Raw genomic sequence first — 25,845 nt, 5'->3', positions numbered from 1 at the left:
CGCGCCCATTTATAGTCACGCATAACCGAGAGGAGTCACCGCAATGTTCGCAAAGAAAACAAGCAAGTACACATACGGCATGCAAATTTCGGATACAGAAGCGAAGCTAGTTGAAATTATGAACGTGAATGGACAAGTTACCCTGACACAGCGGCATTCGATAGCGCTGGATAGAGGCAGTATTAAACACGGAAAATTCGTGGACGAAGACTCGGTCATTGCTCGTATCTCAACCTTAGTGAAGCAAATAGGGTTGCAAGGTGCTCCTATCAATGTGACAGTGCCGCTTTCCAATGTGGTACTGCGTAAATCAGTCTTTTCGGCCTTAAAAGATAAAGCATTACGTAACATGATCGACGTTGAATTACATGGAGGACAACAACTTCCATTCAAGAATCCCGTTTTTGACTTTGTCAGACTAGGCGCACCAAAGGATGAGGCAGCGGCTTCTGTGGAAGGCGCTGCGAAATCATCCAAATCCTCTGCGCAAGAGGAAGTCCTCATTTTTGCAACACCAGGTGAAGTAGTTGAAAGCTATGCGCATGTTGTCAAACAATCAGGGTTAGTGCCTGTGGCCGTTGATTTGGCCCCGCTGGCCCTTCACCGGATGTTGGTACGTCATACACGGTTGACCGGCTCCGCGATGAAGGATCGATTCATGTTGCTGCATGTCGAGCCAGATCATGCGGATGTCAGCATATTCGTGGATGGCATTCCTGTATTTTTCCGATCTATTCAAATTAATACGAGTTTTTTCCTAGACACAGGAACGGATCAGCTTGCTGCATATGCTCGTAACCTATCCATGGAACTTGGTCGTGTCTTAAATTATTTCCAATACACCGTTTCCACGGATCAGAAGCATGTCGAGCTCGTATATTTAGTAGGCGATCATGAATGGATTACTGCACTTCCTGAGCATCTAGAAAGTGCTTTCACAGGTGAGATTACATCGTTTCCGTTGCCTGCCATTCTGAAAGATGAAGACACAACATGTCAAGCTTACGCGGTTCCAGTTGGTCTGGCGATGAAAGGGGCTTAGTGACGATGAGCGCAGGCGTACAGAAGCTTCAGTCCATCGAGATTAACTTGCTGCAAATGCGGCATGAAGAACAAGTAGGAACAAGTCCCATTCTTAAATATGTATTTATAACTGCGATCGTAGTGGTGGTTGGCGGCATGGGATGGATGTATACGAGCGCAAAGTCTGAAATTAAAAAGACGAATACGGCATTAGAACAAGTTAATCTTCAAATTAAGGAAGGTCAATCGAGGCTGGCCAATTCTCCAACGGCTGGAGCCGTTGCCGATTTCATTGCGATACCGAAGCAACTTATCGCGAGTAAGCCTATAGTGACTGATGTATTAGATAAGCTTTCAACACTTATGCCGCTCAATTCGAATCTAACGGCTCTCTCTTTTGGAGATGGCAACAAACTTAAGGTGACTGGGAATTTTGCATCTAGTGAAGATGTCATCACGTTCATGCAGGCGACGAAAGCATCAACTTCGTTTACATTAATTTCTACAAGCGGAATGAACAAAGTAGCTTCAGCGCCAGAGGATAAAAATGCAACGGCGGTTACGATTCCACCACTGCCTGTCATTCAAGCAACTTTCGAGCTGCAGTATAAGGCGGATGCCAACAAGAAAGGTTGATCGAACGAATGAGTATGCTCAGCAATACTAGAAATCAAATCATCGTGGCCTTCATCCTCGCGTTGGCGCTCGTGATGGTGTATATCAACTTCATTTCACCACTTCAAAGTGAAAAGGCGTCCAAAGCAAATCTTTTGATACAGAAGAAACAAGAGTTGGATGCCCTGAACAAACGGGCTTCAGGGGGAAGCGCAGTAGGCGCTGCGGAGCAAGTCAGTCTCTCAAAAACGCGCAGCCGTGTTCCTGAAGTGCCGGATGTCGAAGGACTTATTCGTGAGGTTCGCATGTTGGAGATCATCACGAAGATGCCGCTAGCCAGCTATAATTTCGAAATTGGCAAGGTGGCAGATCCTGTAGTTACAACTGCTGCAAGCACACCTCAGAGCAGTCCAGCACCCACGAAAGGAAGTACAACCGTCACACCGGTTGCTCCACAGTCGCTATCACTAGCTATACCAATTAAGCTCAATACAACGGCAAAAGGGGATTATCAGCAGATTCACCGCTTTTTAGATGAGCTGCAAACGACGAATCGCTTGATGCAGGTGGATAAGCTGACGTTTGCCGTGAAGGGCGGAGCGCCTGTGAAGCTAAACGCATTGAAACGAGAAATTACTGTCAATGTATCTTTAGTTTCGTATTACGCACCAGGTTTGCAGAATTTTTTCAAAGCACCGCTGCCAGTACCATATAGTAAGCCTGCAGGCAAAACGAATCCACTCTATTAGAAGAAACCATGACCATACAGGAGGAATTACGATGAGTATGATAGCACCATCCACGTCTGACACGTTATCACTGAAAGATCTGCTGCGTGTTTCTTACGAATCGAAGGCTTCTGACTTGCACATTAATGCAACCACAGAACCACTTATGCGGCTTCATGGGAAATTGATGAAGGTGGTTGATTCTGTGCTTTCGCCGGAGGATACGCATCGAATGGCGAAAGAAATATTGACGAAAGAGCAATACGAAACGTTATCCAAAAAAGGAGAGGTCGACTTTTCGTTCGAGCTTCCTGGTCTATCTCGTTATCGGGGAAATGTGTTCAAGCAAAAACGACATATTAACATGGTATTTCGTGTCTTATCGACGACAGTGCCTTCCCTTTTTAGCTTAAATCTACCTGATTTGGTACAGGAATTTGCTCATAAGCATCAAGGGCTGGTCTTAGTAACGGGTCCCACCGGAAGCGGGAAGTCAACAACACTTGCCTCCATTATTGATTTCATTAATGAAACCCAGAAGAAACATATCATCACCTTGGAAGATCCGATTGAGTACATTCATCCAAGTAAAAACTGTCTAGTCGCACAGCGCGAAATCGGTATCGACACATTAACGTTCTCAAATGGATTAAGAGCTGCACTGCGTCAAGATCCAGATGTCATTCTTGTCGGTGAAATGCGGGACTTAGAAACCATTAAAACAGCAATAACAGCTGCTGAAACAGGTCATCTAGTCCTCGCGACACTTCATACCCCGGATGCACCTCAAACCGTCGATCGGATTATCGATGTATTTCCAACAGAGCAGCAAAGACAAATACGCGTACAGCTCGCATCCGTACTCATTAGTGTCTTATCCCAACGACTAGTACCACGAATGGATGGGCGTGGAAGAGCGATGGCGCTGGAAATATTAATTAATACACCTGCTGTTGCCAACTTAATTCGGCAAGAAAAGATTTATCAAATCAAATCCGTCATACAAACGAACCGCCAAATCGGGATGCAAACGATGGTATCCAGCCTGAAACAGCTTGTTGAAGAGGGCATCATCCATCGAGATGCGATCAAAGAATATGAGATGACGTTAGGAGAAGATTAAATGAAAAGAAATAAGCATGCACTTGTAACTGCACTTCTTGTATTATCCATCATGTCACCGTCTGCAATCCTAGCAAGCGAAGCAACGGTTAACACGGCTGCTGCTGTTCAAGTCAGTAACCCATTCGCTGCCCTGAAAGGTCTTGATTATGTGGGGCGCTACAATCAATTTGAAACCATGAAGCTATCACCTGCGGGTTGGCAGGTTGGCATGATTATTTCAAAAGAGCCATATGCCGTTGTTACTAAAGCAGATGCTTCTGGTACACATGTGAAAATTTGGACAGGAGCGATCGCACGTGATGCCAATGACTTGCTCGTCTTCTGGGATGAAATCGGCGTAGACCCTACTGGAAAACTAGATTTCCGTGCTACGGATGTCGATGAGACGATACGTTCGTACTTTGAAAGCGCCTCCCAAGAAACTTACAGGGTCAAAGCTTATCTTGGCATGGTTCCCTGGGTGAACATTCCAACGGATGCAGAAGCAGCTCAAAGCGGGGTTCCAAAGGTCACATCCAACGGCTTATTGAATGTGTATGGTATCGCTTTTGATGATCCTGATCGCGCTGTTGCTCCAACACTCGGTTCGGTTAAGAAATTACCTGACATGCCGGAAGCTGTACCAACTTTACGGACATGGAGACAATCGAAGGTAAGCTCAGTTCCGAGCGACGCAGAAACCCACTGGGCGAAGGATGATATTCTTGATCTTATGCAAAAATCCATTATTGATGGATATGAAGATCGTACGATTCGTCCCAATCGAACACTTTCTAAAGCGGAGTTTGTGACCCTTGTTGTTAAGTCATTAGGCATTGAGCCTGTGAAGTCGCAAGTTAAAGGCTACGAGGACATGGGAAAACATTGGTCAACCAGCATGGTTGCATCTGCTCAGGCAATGGGATTCCTTGACGTGAGACCTGTGGATTTGAACTTTTCACCAGATTCACCTATTACGCGCATTGAAATGGTCGGACTTGTTGATCGCATTTTACAAAAGTATGCCGTTAAGGTTGGAGCAAGCCAAGGCGAGTTCAATGATATCGGAAGCTTAACTGACTTTAATAAGACGTCACTCCAAAATGTGATACACGCAGGCATCGTAGGCGGCTATGAGGATGGCTCGTTTAGACCGCAAGGCTCATTAACTCGTGCTGAAGCTTTCAAGGTCATCTCGAGAATCATTCATTTGTTATAGGGAGGAGTTAATCCATGCATTGGTATCAGAAAATGAAAAAGAAAAGTGCGATCTTGCTGACAGGGATGCTGCTTACGAGCATGCTGCCTGCCGTCGTAGGAACGACTCCTGCGTATGCGACAGAGCCAGACAATGGTTGCTTGGCGATTAGTGGTTCGGGAAATGTCCCGGTAACGAGTGTAGAACGCAATCAACTGGTGACGATTAACTACTCTCTAGACCCAAGTGGTACACATACGGTAACTCAAACACGAGCTGCGATTGATATTGCCTTCGTAGCCGACGTTTCGGGGAGTATGGCCTACCATATGTATAAAGATGATAATAGAACGCCTATTCGTATGGATATATTGAAGAGTGCTTCCGCTACCCTAACTGATAAATTGAGGACAGTAAATATGGGCGACCGATTAGGGCTCATTAAATTTAGCTCAGATGCGTCAAAGGTGCTAGATTTATCGGATGATTATACCAAAGTTCAAGAGGAAATTAATAAGTTTACTGCTAATGGCTCTACGAATATTGATGATGGCTTAACTAAAGCAAGGAATATGCTTACGGCGAGTGGAACAAAGCCCGTCAAACAAATTATTTTGTTAACAGACGGTAGAGCAACCGTTTGGACAAATGAGAACGATCGTAATAAGGTGATAACCGATAATACGGGTGCCGCGAACGCGGCTAAAGCAGACGCTGATGTCTTAGCAGGACTAGGCATTAAAGTATATACGATTGCCTTGGCTACACCTGGTTCTGCCGAAATTGACTTGGAATTGTTGGATTATATCGCAACCAAGACGAAGGGGGCTGCTTATCAAGCGAGTTCTGCGAGTGAGCTAGCAACCATATTCGATAACATCGCCACAACGATGGAAGCACCTGCTCAGCTTAAAAACGTTACGCTTCGTCAACCAATCCCAGCTGGATTCATTCTGGCACCAGGAGAAAACCCTTCGAATGTAAGGTATGAAGCCGCTACACATGAAGTTGTGGTCAATGTGGGGGACATTAATTTTCCGTTTAATCCTAATCAGGACATCATCAATTTAGCCATTAAATTAATACCTGATACGGCAGCAGGTGACTATCCCTTGCAAGATGCCAAGGTAACTTATAAGGATGCATGTAATGCGAATCGTCAGTTCAACATTAATTTCAATACACAGCTGTCAGTTAGTGTTCGTGTAGTAGATAAATATGGCAATGTGTATATCGGGAATAGTCAAGGAGAGCTTCAACGCTTACGTGCTAGTGATAAACAAAAACAATGGACGATTAAGAATAAGAATTCAGCCATTACGGATATCCGTTTTGTTGATCCAGATCTTCATTCGATCGTGCGAGTCAGCTACAAGGATGAAACGACAGAACAATTTGATTTGAAGCCAACAGCGCCAACGTCTTATGAACTCGTTGATGGCAATGGCGAGCTGATTAATCAAACTGGCTGGCATCAAGGCCCTGGAACCCTTCGTTCCGTATCTGGTTCAAGTAATCAGTTACCTAAATCAACGGTATACGCGAATGATGATTTCCAAGGGGCCTATATTGCTGGTTATGAGAATTCCATTGATAGCGGCAATTGGCAATCACAAACAGCAAGCGGTGTCGTCATTCCTGATGGCAATGGTGTGAATTTCAAGACACGCGCTTTTACAAATGCGATCAGTGGCAGCGCAGCTATCCCAATTGCGGGTACCATTGCAACGAGCAATGTTTCCTTGGATAGCACAGGGCCGATCATTAGCTGGAGTAACGATATCGATATCAAGAAACCAACGAATGATGCCACCATTACGATTACGGCAACGGATACGTTAACCCCAGTAACGAGTGTTACAGTCTGGTTTGATAACAAATCAGCTTCCATTTCTTCTAGTTCATCGAAAATGACCAAGAATGGCAACACCTATGTGTTTAAATTGAGCGATGTGGCAGGCATGGAGACGATTGAGAAACGCCAAGGCTGGCATCAAATTCATTTCGAAGCTACTTCCATTGGCGGTACATCTTCAACAATTGAAAAGCCGGAGTATTTCGCAATTAATCCAGGTCCATCAGCTACTCTCAAAGGTGTGAATTATATAGCTGGCGAAATATCGGATAAACCGGTTAGTGTAATCGTGGTAGATGACAAATCCGCTGTCTCGGATCGTACTTTTGGTAATCACAAAGAGGACGGTTATACAGTGAAATCCATGTATTATGTAATTAAACAAAAATTAGAAACACCGGGAGCCAATGATTGGAAACCATTGGCGGCGAAGCGGTTGACTGTGACCATATCGAAGACAACTTCAGAAAATTATTCAGCAAACTATTATGTATTTCTGAAGGTTGTTGACAGTAAAGGCGTTGAAAAAGTTCAAGAACCGTTAATGATTCAATTTGATACTGAACAAAACAACAATTAGACTGGCGAATTCCGTCAGGTAGTGAGGAGGACTAACGGTGCGCCGCAATGAACGTTTGAAGCAAGTGGGGCCTAACGAAGACGGTATGTCACTCGTGGAAATCTTGATTGCTGTGACGATTATGTCGATTATCAGCGTTACGCTGATGGGATATTTCACATCAGCCGTTGATAAGTCGGCGCAGGAGAGCCGCAAAATTATTGGTGCCAATCTAGCTCGATTGAAGGCAGCGGAGCTGCGAGATAGCTTTAAGACCGGCTATGATGAGGCCATTGCCACGCTGCTTACGAGTAATCCTAAGTTCACTGGGGATCAGTCAAGTAATGGATCTCAGCTGATGAAAGGAAGACTCAGGTCAACTGAGATTAATGGCACAACGTATCACTACTTGGTTGAGTTATCTCAGCGCGCAGCTCGATGGGAGACATCAGACCCGTTTCGTCCTTTTTCGGATGCGTACTTAGCTCAAATGCTCGTTACGGTGTATTGGTCGGGTCAAGAGTCTATTGAAGAACCGTCAGCAAAATTATCAACGACACTCGATACGTATCTTATCAAAAGGTGGTAGCGCCAGATGCAGCGCAATGAGAAAGGGATGACCTTGATTGAGTTATTGGCGGCCATGTTGATCTTCGGCATGGTAGCCTCCATCCTGTACTCTTTTATGCTAATGGGCGTGTCGATGTATAAACGAGTCACGATGGAAACCCAGATGCGAAATCAAGGTGATGTGTTATACAGCCAGATTATTTCGGAGTTGAAAGAAGCGATCTACGTTCAGAACGAGGGAAGTGACGAGAAGATCATTCGTTATGCGAAAAGAAGCAAGAAACCCGAAGATTATATTGATCTCTATGAAATGGAAGTCATACCGAAGGAAGGAAAAGTTGTAACTAGGCATGCAGCTACGAAAGAGGTTACGAATGTTTTCCAACTTGGAAGTAAGTTTACCATTATTGCGGGTAGCTTAAGCGAAGCGAGTGAGAAGACTCATGACCGTGTTCAAGTTAAGATTGAATATGCCAGAAGCAACGCCGGTCAGTATAAGGTGGCGGACAGCCCAAAGTTTCTTATCAATTCACAAATTCCACTATTTCGCAATGATTAAAGGTAACGGAGGAGGCATGGAGTGAACTCAATGAATAAAGACATCAATGACCTCCAACCGAGGCTGCATAAAGAGGAAGGTTCGGCACTTGTCATTGCCCTGCTAGCCGTTGTGTTAATGACAATGATGGGTCTCATTCTGATGAGTGTTCTTCGTGGTGGCGCGATTCAAGCGGCTACCTCAGAGTCTGGCATACAAGCAGAGGCGCTTGCGCAGAAAGGGTTGGATGACACGCTTGCACAGATCCGGAGAGCCGTCGCAAATGGGGAGACCCTTGGGGGAACGAACTACCGGAGTCGTGTGAAAAGTGTGCAGTCGGAATTGTCGTCAATGCTGCAATTTATTGATGAGGAAGTGGGCAAACTGGAGGACGGGAATGGGGAAGTGATTGCTTCCCAAAAAGGGAAGTATCAAGTCGATATTCTCTCAGCGGAGGCAACCAGTTATCCGGAAGAATCCCCTGCTAAGCCCATTACTAGTCCTGATTCTCCTTATGTACGTAAGTTTGAGATAAGGTCGAGAGGAATCATTGAGGGTAGGCCTGAGAAAGTCGTAACCAAAGAAATGACTGTATATGTGAGTACGATTAACCCTGTGTTTCGATATCCTGTATCGTCAGGGCATGATTTGATTCTGAATGGCGCTCCTTCTATTACAGGTGACATTTATGTTGCTAACAATGTACAAATAAGGGACGAAGCAATATTCTCCGGAGCAACAAGTGGTTCGATTCGAAGTAAATACGGCATTAAGACCGGCTGGCCCGCCATTCGTGGATTCATTCGCGTGATTGGGGATGGCGATACGAACCCGCCTGGGAATTTTAATTTCGTTGAATCCGATGGTGAGAACGAGTTCCCGCTGTCAATAACAAGTGATAATGTTCTACCTTCCTATTTCACAACTCAGCAATTTCCGCTCGAAGATCCAACACTCGATGCGGATAGGGAAGTAGACATAAATGGGTATGTATCAGATAAAATCGATTTAGACGCTAAGCTAGCTTCGTCAAGCAAGTATGTAACCCTGAATCGGTCGGATCTGCTAGAAACGACACCTGTATCCAATTTTATTGAAAGTACCTTATACAATGATCAATGGTTAGAAGTAAAAGATAAGGTGTCAGGCAAGGATAATGCTGCACCAACGACAGAGGTGAATTTGTTCGTCAAGAATGGGGTTTTTAACATGGAGAATAATGACTCCGAGCTTACGTTAGCGAATGGCTCCCTCTATGTGAAATCTCCCGATTCCAACTTGGTTGCCGCCGATCTAAGAGGGAAGCTTGTGTTAAAATCAGGTAAATTTGTTGCAGTAGATGGCAATGTGACGATCAATAGTGGCTTTAATTTTCCGCAAGGCAGTATGTATATCAATGGTGATTTGAGAATTGTAGGCGAAATCACCCTTCACGGTACCGTTTATGTGAATGGTAATGTGGAGCTGAACGAAGTGACATCCATTAACAAATTAGTAGAAGGGGAGAAAGACACGAAACCTCTCATTCTAATTGCGTCGGGTGAAATCGTCTTAGGTAATAACTCCCAAGCGGTTAGTGACAAGGTTGAAGATAAGTTACGTGCATTTTTCTATAGCAAAGATCGCATTCGCATGTATGGCGTCATGTCAAAGCTGAATTTGACAGGTGGTATACATGGAGGCGAACGTGGGGTGGAGCTGAACGCTGTCAGAGGTGACATAAATTTTGGTGGTGGAGGAAAAGCGGTTAAAATGTATCAAGGTACTTCCGCCTGGAATAAAGATGCACCTGATTTACAAGGGGATGATTCGAAGGAATCTAGGCTGCGAATTTTCTATGATGACGACTTGTATGATAAACCGCCAGAAGGGATTCCAACTTTAGACAAACCGACAGACCATTTCAACGTATTCGTTAAAAATGTTAAATAACATCAAGTAACTACAGATTAACCATTCTGAAAGGAGGTACCTTCAATGTCATTCCAAATCCTAGTCGTTGACGATACGAAGTTTATGCGGAAAATGTTGACTGATATTTTGAAGCAATACGGTCATGAGGTGGTCGGGGAAGCAGAGAATGGTAGGCAGGCCGTGCAAAAGTATGAGGAACTTCAGCCGGATATTGTCCTCATGGACATTACGATGCCTGAAATGGACGGAATTGAAGCGATGAAGGAAATTCGCAAGCTCAATCCTACCGCTGTTGTTCTCATATGTTCGGCTATGAGTCAGCAGGATCTCATCTCAGATGCATTAAAGGCAGGGGCAAACGGGTATGTCATGAAACCGTTTAAACCAAATCGAGTGAATGAAATTGTTCGTAAATATGGTGTTCCCCGTGTAATTGGCCATTTGATACCGCAAGATATGCAGCGCACGGAAGCCGTTCCCGCAGAAAACGAGGCAGTAGAGGCGACAGCGACATTTGAGAAAGAAGAGTTGGAATTGCAGGCTAACATAGCCGAAGGTGCTGACGCCCAAGATGAAGGTCTGAATGCAGTTGACCAAGCTTATTCAGAGCCTAAGGAATTACTTCTTACGAAGCAAGATGAGGAAATCTTGAATGAAGTCGCTTCGATTGCCGAGCCGAATGAAGAAATTGTTAGTAAACTTGTCTATGAAGAAGTGCCAGTGCCTGAAGTAGTAGAACTACAACAAACGATTGTTGAATCCGAACCAGTATCCGAACCCGAAATCAAAAGTCAAGTTGTGGAGGAGAGGAAATTTGCAGCAAAACCAACACAGGTCGTCAACGCCTTAGAGGTATTGCTTGCATTTGCCGAAGTTGAGGAGTCAAAAGTAGCTTTGGAATCTACAGATGCCATACAAATGCACGACATCTCAGAACCTTCACAGACAACCGAATCCGAGGATCGTCTCTCAGAAATGGAGAGACTTGCTGCAGCGATGCAAGGAGATTTGGACCAAGAATGGCAGTTGGAACAAGAGGCAAAGGTGCAACAAGATCAACAAGTCCAACAAGCGCAAGAAATACAATTTACACAAGAAATACAATATGCCCAAGAGGAAGAAGCGATTACCGTTCAGTTCGAAGAATTTGCTGAATCGGAGACCATCGTAGCCGCCGAGCAGACAATTGAAGAAATTGTAGAGGATATGGAAGCGAGTTCAATCGAGCTTAGCTTAGAAGATCTCAATGATTTAACGATGGAAATGGAATCGCTTGCGACTGTTGAATCTGCCCATGAAATGAAAGATCTAGTCAATGAAACTCCGTTAGTACAAGAAGAGGCTCCCATCAACACCACATACAAGTCTCAAGAACCAACTGACGCGAATAAAGTAGGCTTTAAGGCTGTGACTGGCGGCAAGATCATTAATTTATTCAGGGGGAATGGACCAATGAAAAATTTCACGAGCAGTGTAATGTGTAATTGGAGTGAGGAATTAAACGGCGAGATGTCCCAATACCTGGTCGTTTGTACAGAAGCCGAGAATAAGATCGAGATTGAAATGGGAACAGCAGGCGGGCAAAAGCAATCCATCACAGTAACCATTGAGAGTTTTAATCAATTAGCTGCCTGGTTGCAGGTTCAGTTGGGGACAGCCCCAGTAAGTAATCGTGAATATGCCAAGAAAGCAGATTTCTAAAGTAGGTTAATTAGGATAGACATCATGAGGGGGTTTGGCGATGGGGTGGGAAGCATGGAGTTACACAGTCCTATTGTTCATAGTGGGTGCTTTGTTCGGTTCATTCTTTAATGTAGTGGGGCTTCGGGTGCCCAAAGGCATATCCGTTGTATCCCCGAGATCCAGCTGTGGAAGCTGCGGGCGTCAACTTAACGCGATTGACTTGATTCCAATCTTGGGATGGTTCATCCGAAGAGGGAAGTGTCACACATGCGGTACATCTATATCGCCTGTGTATATCGTCGGAGAGTTGGCAGGAGGAATCTTATTTGCCTCACTTCCCTTTTTGGTCAGTGTAGATGAACTATGGATTGCGTACCCACTGGTGTCTGTGCTTCTCATTCTTACAGTTAGTGATTTGGCCTACATGCTGTTGCCCAACAAAATCATCTATCCAGCCATGCTGCTATTTACGGGTTTGCGGTTGTTCGCTCACCCTCTGCCAATTTGGCATTATGCATTAGGATTGGTGGTGGGAGGAGGCACACTGATCGTCGTATCTCTTGTGGCAACTTGGATGGGGAAGCCGGCTATGGGCTTTGGGGATATTCGATTGATGGCATTAGTTGGACTTGTAATGGGAATCAAGCTTGTGCTGTTATGCATCTTTCTATCGGCGCTGCTTGGCAGCGTCATCGGTGTGGCTCTTATCGCCTCAGGTAAACTGGATCGGCGTTCACCAATTCCCTATGGTCCCTTTATCGCTGTCGCTGGTTTCATCTGTTTTTGCTTCGGAGACCCATTGATGACGTGGTACATGGACCTCATCCTATGGCAGTAAAACTACATTTCGTAAAAGAGAGGTCGTACTCCTATGAACTGGTTTCTTGCACAATCGTTTCGTGCTAAGCTTCAGCTCGGCTATTATACCGTAGTTGCCTTTTATACCATTATTATTCTAATTCTTATGTTAACGGCAGACGTATCTGTGATTTTTGCCTTATCATCATCCCTCATCTTGATGGTGTTTAGCTTTCCTTATGTGCGGTTCTTGGAGAAAGCATTAACAGAGCCGATCGATAATGTAACACGTGTGGCGATGAATATTGCCAAGGGAGATTTCACACAAACGGTTGATGCATCCTCGAAGGATGCGTTAGGCGACATGGGACGCTCCTTTAATGCGATGATCGTGAAATTGAAAGAGCTTCTGAACGAAACAGCTTCGATTTCCAAGCATGTGGCAGACTCAAGTCGTGACATTTATCACAAAAACGAAGGCATTAATACAATGATTGTAGAAGCAACAGGATCAGTGACTTCACTAGCAGAGGGAGCTAACGAGATCTCATCAGGCGTATACAAAAGCTTTTCCGTCGTAAAGGAAATCGAAACCAAAATCACGGACTACGTCGATTCAACGCATGAAATGAACAATCGGTGCGGTCAAACACTGGAACTGGTGAAAAAAGGCATGCGCGCTGTCGAGAGCCAATCCGAAAGTGTTTCTCACATTGTTCTTGCGACGAGTAATGTATCGGGGACAATCGATGATTTGGTGAAAGAAGCAGCTGGAATCTCATCCATCACTCGCACGATTTCGGAGATTGCCGAACAAACCAACTTGCTGTCCTTAAATGCCTCTATTGAAGCAGCGCGTGCAGGCGAGCATGGGAGAGGGTTTTCCGTTGTTGCCCAAGAAGTACGCAAGTTGGCTGAAGAGTCGTCGAAATCGGCGAAGGGTGTATTCCATATGGTTCATAACATCGAGAATAGTATTAAAATGGCTCAGAAGAATATTCAGATCAATGAGGAAATTGCTCGTAGACAGACAGAATCCATTGAAGCGACGGAAAAGATTTTCGGTGAGATGGTAGAAAGCATCCAGTTCATTACGCAAAAGATGAGTGAGTTTACAGGAGAGAGTCAGAAGATGCTGAATGCAGCCCAATTCATTACGGGCACAATGGAAAATATTTCGGCCATTACGCAGCAATCGGCCGCGGGTACAGAGCAGGTATCTACCTCCATGGTACAACAAACGCGTTCCGTAAAGGCTGTTGTTATTCAGTCTGAGCAAATGCTGCGCATGGTAACGCAATTACAGCGCACAATTCAGATATTCAAGCTTTGAGAAAGTGATGTTGAGATCCAGAATGCATGCAAGAGGAGAATACCCATATATATGACCGTAGAGAGGCGGAACAAATTGTTGATGAGCAGGCGTTTGCCTACTTTTGCTGCAATAAAGAAAAGAGAGAGGGGGAGAATGATTTTAATGACGTAGAAAGCAAGGTAGCTGTTCTCGTACAGGAAAGCCATGATTGGATTCGCTTCGCCAATTAATTGTAGGCGAAGGCCCATATCTGTTAATCCGGCATCCATTAAACTCGCAATACATAAGAAAATAATTAAATTTCGACTCAAGGGAACCACTCCTTTTGAATTAGTAGGTTATGCTAACGAATCGTTTGCATAACCTCTTTCATTGTGGAGATAAAAGCCTCGGCTGCTTTGGATATATAGCGGCCTTTGCGATAAGCAATGACAAGTTTCCGTGTAGGTCTTCCTTCAAGGGGGACATTAACAGGTGAGAGCTCGCTTAAACTTCTTTTAGAAATCAAGTAAGGCACGAAAGCGATCCCCATACCAGCTGCAACGAGAGATTGCACTGTTTCCATATTACTCGACTCGAAAACAATATTAGGTGTTATCCCTGCATCTTGGCACAGCTCAAGTGTTAACTTACGAAAGCCTTGACCTTTTTTCAGAGCGATGAAGGATTCCTTCTCCAATTGAGCGATTCGAATTGGTTCTTTGCTCGTTGCTAATGGGTGCAGCGGCGGAACCGCAAGGATTATTTCTTCCTCCAGCAAGGACTCATAGACGAGTGATTCTTCACGTAGCGGCAAAGAGAGAAGAGAAATATCGGTCTGACCATTCACTGTTAACGTTTCTAAATTAGATGAGGTTTCTTCCACGAGCGAAATTTCGATATCTGGATAGGCCGCTTGAAAGACTGGGACAACGAAGGGTAAAATGGTCGAACCTGTGATTGGCATACTGCCGATCACGAGTCGGCCTTTCTTCATTTGGGAAATGTCTTCCATTTCCTTTTTGAGGCCCTCGATCATATCGAGAATTTTTTGAGACTTCTCGACAAAGAGGGAACCTGCATGTGTCAACTCCACCGAATTGGTGCTGCGTTGAAATAACAGGACACCGAGCTCCTTCTCCAGCTTGGACAACTGCTGGCTCAAAGAAGGTTGGGCAATATGAAGCTTCTCAGCTGCACGTGAGAAATTTCGTTCTATAGCGATCTGGATAGCATATTGTAATTGACGTAATTCCATCCGAAGAAGTGTCTCCTTTTAAATAGCTTGAAAGTAATCATATCAAGGTTTTTGGACTGAAACAAGGTGGATATAGGAATAAATAACCATAAAGGGCAGTGACGACTGATTATATCCAGTTTCGCTGCCCTTTATGGAAAAATATGGTTATTTCCGCATCGTACTGCGATACATCAAGAATAACAAATACGGAGCGCCAATAATGGCGACAACGATTCCTGATGGAATCTCTTTGGGGATGAGTATCGTTTTGCCAATGATATCAGCGCCTGTCAGAAGAATTGCGCCTATGACGGCTGAAAGCACAACAGATTTCTGGTGATGCTGTCCCAAGAAGAGACGTACAGCATGTGGCGCGAGTAAGCCAATGAAGCTTACGGTACCGACCGCAGCTACGGCGATTGCGGCAACAAGGACACCGATTGTGGATGAAATCAAGCGTGTCTTCTGCAACTTAAGGCCTAGTCCTATAGACACGTGGTCTCCAAAAGCTAATAGGTCTACACGACGGCCTAGCAGCCATGCACTTGGCATCAAAATGATCGTGGTAATCAGTAGTTGGATGCATTCCTTCCAGCCTCTTGCATAGGTACTGCCAGCCAGCCAAGTAAGTGCTGGAGCGGCACCCATCTTGGATTGGATAACAAGAAATTGGATGATTGCCGAGCCAAGTGCCGAAACAGCGATTCCGACGAGAATGAGTACAACAGGATTCAGTCCTTTTTTCCAAGCTAAGGCGTATACACTTCCCGCTGATAGCAGAGCACCGATAATGGCCCCAATCGGCACCCACGACCCTGGCGCGGATGGCCAGATTGTAAGAACGAGCAATGCGCCCATCCCAGCGCCTGATGTCACGCCAACGACGGAGGGATCCGCCAGTGGGTTCCGAACGGCCCCCTGCATCATCGAGCCTGCGACTGCTAAGGAAGCGCCGGCTAGCGCGGCTACAAGAATACGAGGTAAGCGTAAGTTGAGAATAACGTTTCGGGACATGTCATCACCTCTGCCTGTAAGTTCAGCAATCACATCAGACAAAGGAATCTTAAGCGCACCAGCGGTCAGACCGTAAAGTAGACAGCATATAAGAATAACTGCAGAGCTAAGCACAAGTATGTGATACGGAATCTTACTGCCGATATACCCTACGCTCATCGAACTGCCTTCTGCCGAGGATCTCATACGGCCACCCCGAATCGCTAGCCATATAAGCCATGGTGCGCCGAGCAATGCCGTGACTGAGCCTGCTGGTAGCTCACCAAGCATACTACGGAACATTTTGGCAATCGTATCTGCCGACAGGATGACGACAGCCCCCCAAAGTGCACTACCAGGAAGCAGCAAGCGATGACGCTGCAGTCCTATTAAACGTACGAGATGTGGTGCGATGAGCCCTATGAAGCCGATAGGGCCCACGACACTCACGGTAACGCCGGCTAGTAGAATCGCAGTAGCAAGAGCAACCAAACGAACGAAATTAATATTTTCACCTAAAGAAACAGCTGTTTCTTCACTTAATGCGAGCATATCAAGCTTCTGGCTAAATACATAGGCGACAAGGAGCCCAATGACTACCCAAGGCCATGCAAACAGTACACCTTGCCAATCATTCTGACCTAAGGCGCCAGATCCCCACATGAATAGGCCGTTCGTCTCGTTCTCATACATGATTTGAAGACCGCTTGTGAAAGCGGATAGCACTAAAGTCACGATCATTCCGGCAAGAGCCATACGCAAAGGAGTGCTTTTCCGACCTCCTGACATGAAATAGGCCATGAGTGCTGCACCACAAGCGCCGAATAGCGCAAGAAGTAGCGAATGATCCGATTTTAAGCCTGGAAAGAAAACAGATGCCAGCACGATAATGAAATAGGCGCCTGCATTTAATCCTAACGTAGACGCAGAAGCAAGCGGATTACGGGTCACCGTTTGTAGGAGCGCACCTGTTACGGCCAAAGCAGATCCAGCTAGTATGCCTATGACCGCACGCGGCATGCGAAGCCCCCGCACCATGGAATGGTCGGGGGTATCTTGTGGATGTATCAAAGCTTGAATAACCGTATCAACAGAAATGTTCGCTTCACCTTGTGTAATGTTAATGAAGAAGATGAGACAGAGGGCAAGTAGCCCTCCGCCAAACACAAGAAGAGATTTCCACTGAATAGAAGCGAAAAAGTTGGTTTTCGTTCTCATCGCATGTTCAATCATTTCGTCAATGATGCAGCCGCTAATTCAGCAAATACTTTGGCCGATAATGGACCGCCGAACGTCCATGTGTTGCCTGGCAGTTTGTACGTTTTGTTTTCTTTAACAAAAGATAAACCTTTCCAAACTGCATTGTCTTTCAGTTGTTTCTCAAATACATTATCGTTGTCTTGGACGATATAGAAGAAGTTAGCAGTTTGCACAGCAGGCAAAGCTTCTACAGATGCCGTTGAGAAACCATAAAGCTCAAATTTGCTTGATTTGAAGACATTTTTCAAACCGATTCTTTGCATAATTTGAACAACCATGGAGTTATCTGTAAATAAGCGAAGATCCGCGTTATTCTGATTGCTGAAAGCCTGCGTTAGAGCAAATTCAGAACCTTCTTTTTTCGCAGCAGCGAGTTTAGCTTTTGTATCGGTATATGTTTTGGCAAGATCAGCAAGCACTTTCTCGCCTTCCGCCTTTTTGCCTACAATTTCAGCAATGGTTTTGAAAGTTGTTTCCATTTCTTCGTATTGATTTCCTTTGCCTTCAGTAGGGTAGGGATTAAATACAATGGTTGGTGCAATTTTGGAGAGTGCATCATAGTTTTTGCTAGAGCGATTTGCGCTTGTAATAATGAGATCGGGTTTCAAACCTGTAATTGTTTCTAAATTAGGCTCTTGACGTGTACCAACATCAACAACAGAAGCATCCAATACAGGCTTTACGTTCACCCATGCTTGATATCCTTTGTTATCTGCGTTTCCAACTGGTTGAATGCCTACTGCAAGGAGATCTTCAGCATATGCCCACTCTATAGTGACAATGCGCTTCGGCGTACCTTTAATTTCTGTTGTTCCCATTGCATGGGTGATGGTTTTGACGGCATCAGCTGCTGGTGCAGCAGAAGGTTGCACAGAAGCAGCTACACTTGGTGAAGTCGACGTTGTTGTCGTTGAATTTCCGCATGCAGTAGTTAAGAATAATAGAAGTAGTGCGATTGAAAAAGTAAGTGGTTTAAATATGGTTTTCATAAAAAGCCTCCTAATCATTGTATGTACAATTATTTTTGAATCGATGGCCAATTCGATATCACAAGGAGAATGATAATCATTATCAATTACATTGTCAAGTATAACACCTTCATAGGATTAATCTATCAAGCTTATAGTTATTATATCTTGGAACTATGACGTAATCCGTGCTAAAGTACTATATGAGGGTAAGACATTAGAAAACTAATGCGGATAATGACAAGAGGTGACTGGATATGAGTAAAAAGACAATGTTCGAGAAGATTTGGGATAATCACGTTATTAACCAGGAAGATGGCAAGCCTAGCGTTATTTATATTGATTTGCATCTAGTACATGAAGTAACTTCACCGCAAGCTTTCGAAGGACTTCGCATCTCCGGTCGTAAAGTTCGTCGTCCTGACTTAACTTTTGCAACAATGGATCATAACGTTCCTACGAAAGATCGCTTCAATATTACGGATCCGATCTCCAAGCAACAAATCGACACACTTTCACAAAACTGCCGTGACTTCGGCGTTACATTGTTTGACTTAGACAGTCTAGACCAAGGTGTTGTTCACGTAATGGGTCCAGAGCTTGGTCTTACACACCCAGGCAAAACGATCGTTTGCGGCGATAGCCACACTTCAACACACGGTGCTTTCGGTGCACTTGCTTTCGGTATCGGAACAAGCGAAGTTGAGCACGTTATGGCGACACAAACCTTGCAACAATCCAGAGCAAAATCCCTGGAAGTTCGTATCAATGGCAGCTTGAAGCCGGGCGTTACGGCAAAAGACTTGATTCTTGGCGTCATTGCGAAGTATGGGACTGATTTTGCAACAGGTTATGTTATTGAGTACACCGGCGAAGCTATTCGTGGTCTGTCTATGGAAGAGCGTATGACGGTTTGTAACATGTCCATTGAAGGTGGCGCAAGAGCAGGTCTAATTGCTCCGGATGCTACTACTTTCAACTACCTGCGTGGTCGTGAATATGTACCTCAAGGTGCTGATTTCGATGCAGCAGTAGCAGAATGGTCCAATCTAGTCACAGACGAAGGCGCTACGTATGACTGGGTATTGGAGTTCGACGCAGACACGTTGATCCCGCAAGTAACCTGGGGAACAAGCCCGGGCATGGGGACAAGTATTACTGCATTAGTTCCAGATCCACAAAGTTTTGAAACTGAAAATGAACGTAAAGCTGCTGAAAAAGCGCTTGAATATATGGATTTAACACCAGGAACGCCAATGACAGATCTGAAAGTAGATTATGTATTTATCGGTTCTTGTACAAATGGACGTATCGAAGATCTTCGTGCAGCGGCTAAAATTGCACAAGGCTACACGGTAGATCCAAGTGTTACGGCAATCGTCGTTCCGGGTTCAGGTCGTGTCAAAATTCAAGCTGAAAAAGAAGGCTTGGACAAAATCTTCTCCGAAGCTGGATTCGAATGGCGCGATGCAGGCTGTAGTATGTGTTTGGCGATGAACCCTGACGTTCTTCAACCAGGACAACGTTGTGCATCTACTTCCAACCGTAACTTTGAAGGTCGTCAAGGCCGCGGCGGACGTACGCATCTTGTATCACCGGCAATGGCTGTTGCTGCAGCAATCAAAGGTCACTTCTACGATGTGCGTGATTGGGAAATTAAAGAATACCAACAAGCTTAGTTTTGGGCTGAATAAAGCAAATCTTACGAAGCTAGTTTTGCTGTAGCAAAACTTTAAGGAGAATGAGAACATGGAAGCTTTCAAACAACATACAGGTCTAGTAGGTCCTGTTGATCGTGTAAACGTGGATACAGACGCAATTATCCCTAAGCAATTTCTTAAACGAATTGAGCGTTCCGGTTTCGGACAATTCCTTTTCTTCGAATGGAGATGGGACGAAGCAGGTAACGTGATTGAGAATTTCCCGCTGAATCAAGACCGTTATCAAGGAGCTTCCGTTCTGATTTCCAGAGCGAATTTCGGTTGCGGATCCTCACGTGAGCATGCTCCTTGGGCGATTCAAGATTTCGGATTCCGCGTCATCATCGCGCCTTCCTATGCAGACATTTTCTACAACAACTGCTTCAAAAACAGCATTCTGCCAATCAAATTGTCGGAAGAGCAAGTTGAGGATCTGTTCCAACGTACGGCGAAGCACGAAGGCTACAAGCTGAATGTTGATCTTGAGAACAACAAGCTGACTGATGAGTACGGACTTGAGATCCAATTCGACTTGGATGAGCACCGTCGTCAATTCTTGCTGCAAGGCTTGGATGACATCGGATTGACGCTTCAGCATGAAGCGAAAATCACAGCGTATGAGCAAGCTCACCAAAAGCGTTTAGCTTACAAATAAGCTAATGCTAGAAGGCGCATCCCCTGAATGGGGATGCGTCTTTTTTTTTGCTTCCGCAGAAGCAAAGTTTTCTCATTTTTTGCATATTAGGAGGAAAGAATATGCAACTTTTGGCAGTTTGCTACGTCTAATAGTTTACTAGAATGTCGAAGAAGAGGAGGTTGTGCTGTCAGGAATAGGTTAATTTTGCTATAATATTAAGAAAGCTGCTAGATTGATAGAGTTGGCTGTATGGCTGCGTTGTTACATCCCCCAATTCCGACATTACATAGAGGTGAATGATGAAATTTCCTGCATTTTGTTTGTTTTTGCTCGCTTGTCTGTTGCTGCTGCCAACTACGGCTTTAGGTGCTGAAGCTCCAAAGCCGATTAAGCTTTTTATGAATGAGAAGCAGCTGGAAACTGTCGATGTTCAGCCGCGAATCATTAATGGCACTACGATTGTCCCATTGCGAATTATTGTGGAACAAATTGGCGCCATCGTGACTTGGGAGGAAGCTACCCGGAAAGTCACGATAAAGAAGGATAATATCAATATTCAATTAGTTATTGATACGACGACAGCACTGATTAATGGAAAGAAAGAAGTATTAGACGTAGGTCCTAAGATTGAAAATGGCTCTACCATGCTGCCACTGCGATTCATTGGAGAGGTACTAGGAATTGAATTTAAGTGGGAAGGAGCTACTTCTTCCGTTCATATGTTCAAAAAAGATGATTCCGACTCAAAACCAGTGTCAGGTCCCATTGATGTTGTGGTTCCTGATGGAAATACGGCGAATCCAGAGACGAAGCCTCCGGGAACGAAGCCGACAACAGGCACAGGTTCAACCACTCCCGACCCTTCGACACGTGTGATCACTTCTATTGAGCTATCAGAAACCGACTTAACTGTCATTGCGAAGGATGGGACCTTAACTCCGAAGGTGTTAACTTTATCCAATCCTTCACGCCTAGTTTTTGATTTCCCAAACACGACTCTGGATGACTCGCTGCAGAAATTGCTTGTTAAGAATTCCGCTGAACTGCCATCCAAGCAACCGCTTGTTTCCAAAGTGCGTTTCTCGAATTTCAACGATAATCCGGCAACGGTAAGAATTATACTGGATTTGACCAGCCAAGCAGACTACCAAGTTCAGACATCAAAGCTTCCCAATCAGTGGAGGGCTGCGATCGGTGAGCGAAAGTTAACCGTCATCATCGATGCCGGTCACGGAGATAACGATCCTGGTGCGCTTTCCATAACAGGTAGGCACGAGAAGGAGTTTACACTCGCAACAGCGAAGAAGGTAGAGGCGCTATTAGTAAAAGATAAGCGAATTCACGTCCTGATGACGCGCTCAGATGATACCTTCATCCCATTAGATGATCGAGTTTCTTTTGCAAATGATATCTCAGCGGACCTATTCTTATCGATCCATGGGAATAGCGCAAAGGCAACGGTATCCGGAACGGAAACATACTATAACAGGCCGGAAAGCTTAGCTTTCGCCAATGTTATCCATAAGTATGCTGTTCCAGCTACAGGATTTAATGATCGTAAGGTTCGCGAGGGTGACTTTCGCGTTATCACCAAAACCTCGATGCCTGCTGTCTTGCTTGAAGTTGGTTACTTGTCCAATAAGAATGATGAATCCGCTATGTACAAAGAGGCATTCCAGGACAAATTAGCTGCTTCTCTTGTTGCTGCAATTAAGGAATATTTGAATCTTAATTAAGCAATGAGAATGTGAAGCGGAACAAACTAGGCTACATGTCTAGGCATAACGCTAAGGAGTGAAAAAGATGAACAAAACAAGTCGCCTATTTCAAGGAGCGCTCCTTGTAAGTGCCATCACGTTGTCCGTAACGGCCTGTGGCCAGAAAAGTCAACTAACAGGAGCCGCTCCAACGGCACCGCAAGCTACTTCTACACCGATTGCAACAACTTCTACGCAAACAATAACACCGAAGCCCACAAGTGCACCGCTTAAGCAGCTGCAGGTAAAGGCCTATTACAGTGATCAAGATGAAATGAAGCTGGTAGAAAAAGTGGTAACAATCAGCGTAGAGAAGGATTCTGACGCATATGAGGCTGCGCTCAAGGCTCTACAAAAAAGTGAAGATCCCAAAGCGATCCCGTTATTTGACGATTTGAAATTCACAAGTGTGAAGTTTGATGCGGCCAAAGGTGAAATGAAGCTTGATTTGGCATTTGGTCCCAAGACGCAATTGGGTGCTCCGGGAGAAGAGTTATTTGTACAAGCGTTAAAGAAAACCATCTTCCAATTCCCAGAAGTAAAAACCTTGTATGTACTTAAAGATGGTAAGCAAGTAGATAGTTTAATGGGACATCTGGAGCTTCCATACCCAATTAAACGACCTAACTAAATAGCAATCGTAGAGGAGTTTAAATTCAATATGAAAAATAAGAAATTGGCGAGTGCTATCGTAAGCTCTTTGATCATCACAAGTCTAGCAGGCACGCCAGTGCTTGCAGCACCCGCAAATCCAACACCTTCAACCACATCCACCAATTCAAATGTTCGACTGTCCTTTTCGGATGTGAGCAGCGATTACTGGGGAATTCGTCACATCTCCAAGCTTGCCTTGGAGGGAGTTATTGAAGGGGTAGCGGACGGTATCTATTCACCGGAGACTTCTGTAACTCAGCAAGATGTATTAATTATGGCTACACGGATGATGGGTTTGCAAACGGAAGTGAATACGTTAGCGTCTGAAACGGTTTTCCCTGATTTCATGTTAGTTGATAAATACGCACGTAACTATGTGTCTCTTGCGCTGCAGAAGGGCTTAATCTCAACCGAGCAAGAAAAATTGCGAAGCCAAGGTACGAAGGCAGTTGGCATTTGGGGACAACAAAAAGCAACAAGAGAATGGGTGGCTGAAGTCGTCATTCGTGCCATCGGGAAAGCCTCGTTGGCAGATAGCTTATCTAAGAATGCAACTTCATTTACCGACAACGCACAGATCAGCAGCAGTGCATTAGGTTTCATTAATGCAGCAGTAGCTTTGAAAGTCGTAAATGGGTTCGAGAATGGTTCTTTTCAACCGAAAGGCGCTGTAACACGTGCGCAAATGGCAGCTTTCCTAAGTCGTTCTCAAAAGGATTCGCTTACTTTGCCTGAGCGTGCTAAGAAGGGCTATTTGACCAGTTTAACAAGCGGCAGTATTGGTCTTATGGATAAAGACGGAAATACAAGTACATATAAGATATCGCCTAATACCGTATTTTTCGGAAACCAAGATGATGTTGCTATTTCGCCAAAAGAATTGCAAGAAACATATGAAATATCGCTCGTTCAAGTGAACGGTACCGCTTATTATGTTGAAATTCTAAGTGATGAGCTGCATATGGACGTACATGAGGGGCAATTGTTAAAGCTTAACCTGACAACGATGAAAGCAACCCTGGACGATTTTGAAAGCTACGATTTAGCATCAGATGTTACTGTAACAGATAGCGATGGACGTGGTCTAAGCTTGGGTGAGATCGTTGCGGGCAGCACAATCCAAATTCGGAAAAGTCAGCTTGTTGAGAGTGACAAATATACGTCGATTGTAGTTAAACAAATTCCTGTGAACAAAACAGCGATCGGTGATATTCAAACGTTGAATAAAGATGCGATGCAAATGACGTTACTTGTGCCAGCTTCAGGTGAGCCAGAGACATTCGGCTTCTCGAGCAATTTAATCGCCACGCTTGCTGATAACACGTTAATCAATGTGGATGCGATTCATGTTGGCGATACAGTAGAATACACCGTAAAGAATAGTGAAATTGTCAAGATTATTGTTAAAAAGCAAGCGGATGTTGGAACGAGTGTGGAAGGAACGTTCAAACAATTTACGGACGATCAATCCACGATTTTGATTAATAAATCATCTGGCAAGACGGTAGATGCTTTTGAATTAAGTAATAATACACGTGTTGTAATTAATGGCCTAGCCAATGCGAGCATTTATGATTTGGCCGCTGGCGATCAATTGAAGTTGGATGTTCTAAATAATAAAGTTACAACGATTACAGTCACGAATCGCTCGATTGAGAATGTTTATTTTGCGAAAATTATTGACTATAAGGACTCATCTAAAATTTTAACCGTTACAGATAATGCTGGAAACCCAAATGCTTATATTTTAAATGATGGAATATCGATTATGTATGCTGGCAACAAATTGCCTTTTAGTTCCTTTAATAGTATATTTACGGCAGGTAAATATGTAGATGTTCTTGTTTCTAATAAAAAGGTTTTGAGTATTCAAATGTCTACTCAGTTGGATGGCGTGTTAACCCAATTGAATTTACTGACCAACGATATTACATTGAAAACGGATAGTGGACAAAACTTAACATTTAAACTGAATTTCACACCAATCGTTGAACTTGCAAATAAGCCGAACAGTACGATTGCTGATTTAAAAGTGGGGGATAATGTAAGTCTGCTTCTTAGCTTTGATCAAACGACAGTAACCAAAATCGTCACAAGCAAAACGGCCGTTTTTAAAACCCTTTTAACTAATTCCAATCTTAAGCAAGCTACGTTGATGGATGGATCGAATACCAACTATACCATCTCTTTAGACGGGGTTCCTCTTGTGAAAGCCGATGGAAGTAGTGCGGCGTTCGCTGACCTGGCGATTGACGATTATGTGAAATTGAGCTTCAAAGGGCTAACAATAACGAAAGCCGAGCTGGTCACGCCGATCCGTGGTAAAGTAACAGCCGTGAACGCAACAGGCACAAGCTTGACGGTTCAAGATTTCACAGGGAAAAGTCAAGTGATTAACGCAGGTACTAACTATAGTGTAAAGCTAAATGGCGGCGTGGATTGGAGCTTCTCCTCGATCAAAGTAGGGGACCGTGTTCAATTGATGAAGGATGTCAATGATAAATTGCTTATCCAAGTTGCTGTAGCTTCTAAACGCGAATTTGATCAATATAGCGCGTCGTTGAGCCAAATCAACGTGAAAGCTGCTGGTGCTGGCGATCGGACTGCTTATACCCTGTTTCCAAGAGCTTACTTGCATACTGGTTCCTCCATTGTGCAGCCAACAACTTTTGTTACTGGCGATAAACTGACGCTCTACATCCTTGACGATAAAATTGTTGAGATTGAAAAGTAGAACTTTGAACAAAAGTTAGAGGA

General features: G+C 44.4%; 20 protein-coding genes and 1 pseudogene. 17 read left to right on the top strand and 4 right to left on the bottom strand.

From position 1 onward, the window contains the following. Positions 1-43: 43 nt before the first annotated feature. The 12 genes and pseudogenes from pilM (at position 44) to AC58QC_RS13115 (ending at position 13,918) form a co-directional block, all read left to right on the top strand. Positions 44-1,042 (top strand): type IV pilus biogenesis protein PilM, encoded by a 999-nt coding sequence (pilM, locus tag AC58QC_RS13170; protein ID WP_497415606.1) that lies wholly within the window; start codon positions 44-46, stop codon positions 1,040-1,042. Next, positions 994-1,659, top strand: coding sequence for a PilN domain-containing protein (locus AC58QC_RS13165; RefSeq protein ID WP_497415605.1), 666 nt, complete (start codon positions 994-996; stop codon positions 1,657-1,659). The genes pilM and AC58QC_RS13165 overlap by 49 nt, the downstream gene beginning before the upstream one ends. An 8-nt stretch (positions 1,660-1,667) precedes the next feature. Then, positions 1,668-2,387, top strand: a complete 720-nt coding sequence (locus AC58QC_RS13160) for a hypothetical protein (protein ID WP_497415604.1) — start codon at positions 1,668-1,670, stop codon at positions 2,385-2,387. 31 nt (positions 2,388-2,418) lie between these two features. Then, a complete protein-coding gene (locus tag AC58QC_RS13155; RefSeq protein WP_497415603.1) occupies positions 2,419-3,489 on the top strand; it encodes a type IV pilus twitching motility protein PilT in 1,071 nt (356 codons plus the stop codon). Then, entirely contained in the window at positions 3,490-4,689 is a 1,200-nt protein-coding gene (locus tag AC58QC_RS13150) for an S-layer homology domain-containing protein (protein ID WP_497415602.1), read from the top strand. A gap of 14 nt (positions 4,690-4,703) precedes the next feature. Further along, positions 4,704-7,103, top strand: coding sequence for a vWA domain-containing protein (locus tag AC58QC_RS13145; RefSeq protein ID WP_497415601.1), 2,400 nt, complete (start codon positions 4,704-4,706; stop codon positions 7,101-7,103). A 37-nt stretch (positions 7,104-7,140) separates the two neighbouring features. Beyond that, positions 7,141-7,671 (top strand): type IV pilus modification PilV family protein, encoded by a 531-nt coding sequence (locus AC58QC_RS13140; protein ID WP_497415600.1) that lies wholly within the window; start codon positions 7,141-7,143, stop codon positions 7,669-7,671. 6 nt (positions 7,672-7,677) lie between these two features. Further along, entirely contained in the window at positions 7,678-8,211 is a 534-nt protein-coding gene (locus AC58QC_RS13135) for a PulJ/GspJ family protein (RefSeq protein WP_497415599.1), read from the top strand. A 21-nt stretch (positions 8,212-8,232) separates the two neighbouring features. Beyond that, a complete protein-coding gene (locus tag AC58QC_RS13130; RefSeq protein WP_497415598.1) occupies positions 8,233-10,122 on the top strand; it encodes a hypothetical protein in 1,890 nt (629 codons plus the stop codon). Between the two features lie 45 nt (positions 10,123-10,167). After that, positions 10,168-10,518 (top strand): annotated as a pseudogene (locus AC58QC_RS13125) (response regulator); the annotation flags it as partial. Between the two features lie 1,327 nt (positions 10,519-11,845). After that, entirely contained in the window at positions 11,846-12,625 is a 780-nt protein-coding gene (locus AC58QC_RS13120; protein ID WP_497415597.1) for a prepilin peptidase, read from the top strand. A 33-nt stretch (positions 12,626-12,658) separates the two neighbouring features. After that, positions 12,659-13,918: a methyl-accepting chemotaxis protein gene (locus AC58QC_RS13115; protein ID WP_497415596.1), complete on the top strand. Its 1,260-nt coding sequence runs from the start codon at positions 12,659-12,661 to the stop codon at positions 13,916-13,918. Here the strand turns inward: AC58QC_RS13115 and AC58QC_RS13110 are convergent. From AC58QC_RS13110 to AC58QC_RS13095, 4 genes are all read right to left on the bottom strand, one after another. Next, a complete protein-coding gene (locus AC58QC_RS13110; RefSeq protein ID WP_497415595.1) occupies positions 13,900-14,211 on the bottom strand; it encodes a DUF5658 family protein in 312 nt (103 codons plus the stop codon). The genes AC58QC_RS13115 and AC58QC_RS13110 overlap by 19 nt on opposite strands. Positions 14,212-14,243: 32 nt before the next feature. Then, positions 14,244-15,137, bottom strand: coding sequence for a LysR family transcriptional regulator (locus AC58QC_RS13105; protein ID WP_497415594.1), 894 nt, complete (start codon positions 15,135-15,137; stop codon positions 14,244-14,246). 147 nt (positions 15,138-15,284) lie between these two features. Continuing rightward, a complete protein-coding gene (fhuB, locus tag AC58QC_RS13100; RefSeq protein ID WP_497415593.1) occupies positions 15,285-17,330 on the bottom strand; it encodes a Fe(3+)-hydroxamate ABC transporter permease FhuB in 2,046 nt (681 codons plus the stop codon). Positions 17,331-17,341: 11 nt separating this feature from the next. Continuing rightward, positions 17,342-18,361, bottom strand: a complete 1,020-nt coding sequence (locus AC58QC_RS13095; RefSeq protein ID WP_497415592.1) for an ABC transporter substrate-binding protein — start codon at positions 18,359-18,361, stop codon at positions 17,342-17,344. 236 nt (positions 18,362-18,597) lie between these two features. On the opposite strand from AC58QC_RS13095, the gene leuC reads away from it, so the two are divergent. The 5 genes from leuC (at position 18,598) to AC58QC_RS13070 (ending at position 25,822) form a co-directional block, all read left to right on the top strand. Continuing rightward, the gene (leuC, locus tag AC58QC_RS13090) at positions 18,598-20,019 is read left to right on the top strand and encodes a 3-isopropylmalate dehydratase large subunit (protein WP_497415591.1); all 1,422 of its coding nucleotides are present in this window, start codon (positions 18,598-18,600) and stop codon (positions 20,017-20,019) included. A 70-nt stretch (positions 20,020-20,089) separates the two neighbouring features. After that, positions 20,090-20,695: a 3-isopropylmalate dehydratase small subunit gene (gene leuD, locus AC58QC_RS13085; RefSeq protein WP_497415590.1), complete on the top strand. Its 606-nt coding sequence runs from the start codon at positions 20,090-20,092 to the stop codon at positions 20,693-20,695. A 281-nt stretch (positions 20,696-20,976) separates the two neighbouring features. After that, positions 20,977-22,413 carry an N-acetylmuramoyl-L-alanine amidase family protein gene (locus AC58QC_RS13080; RefSeq protein ID WP_497415589.1) on the top strand — a complete coding sequence of 479 codons (1,437 nt, stop codon included), beginning with the start codon at positions 20,977-20,979 and terminating at the stop codon, positions 22,411-22,413. A 67-nt stretch (positions 22,414-22,480) separates the two neighbouring features. Further along, positions 22,481-23,065, top strand: coding sequence for a GerMN domain-containing protein (locus AC58QC_RS13075; protein ID WP_497415588.1), 585 nt, complete (start codon positions 22,481-22,483; stop codon positions 23,063-23,065). A 30-nt stretch (positions 23,066-23,095) separates the two neighbouring features. Further along, positions 23,096-25,822, top strand: coding sequence for an S-layer homology domain-containing protein (locus AC58QC_RS13070; RefSeq protein WP_497415587.1), 2,727 nt, complete (start codon positions 23,096-23,098; stop codon positions 25,820-25,822). The last annotated feature ends 23 nt before the right edge of the window (positions 25,823-25,845 follow it).

It is taken from the genome of Paenibacillus sp. J22P51, from assembly GCF_059692215.1.
This window is presented reverse-complemented; position numbering and strand designations above follow the sequence as displayed.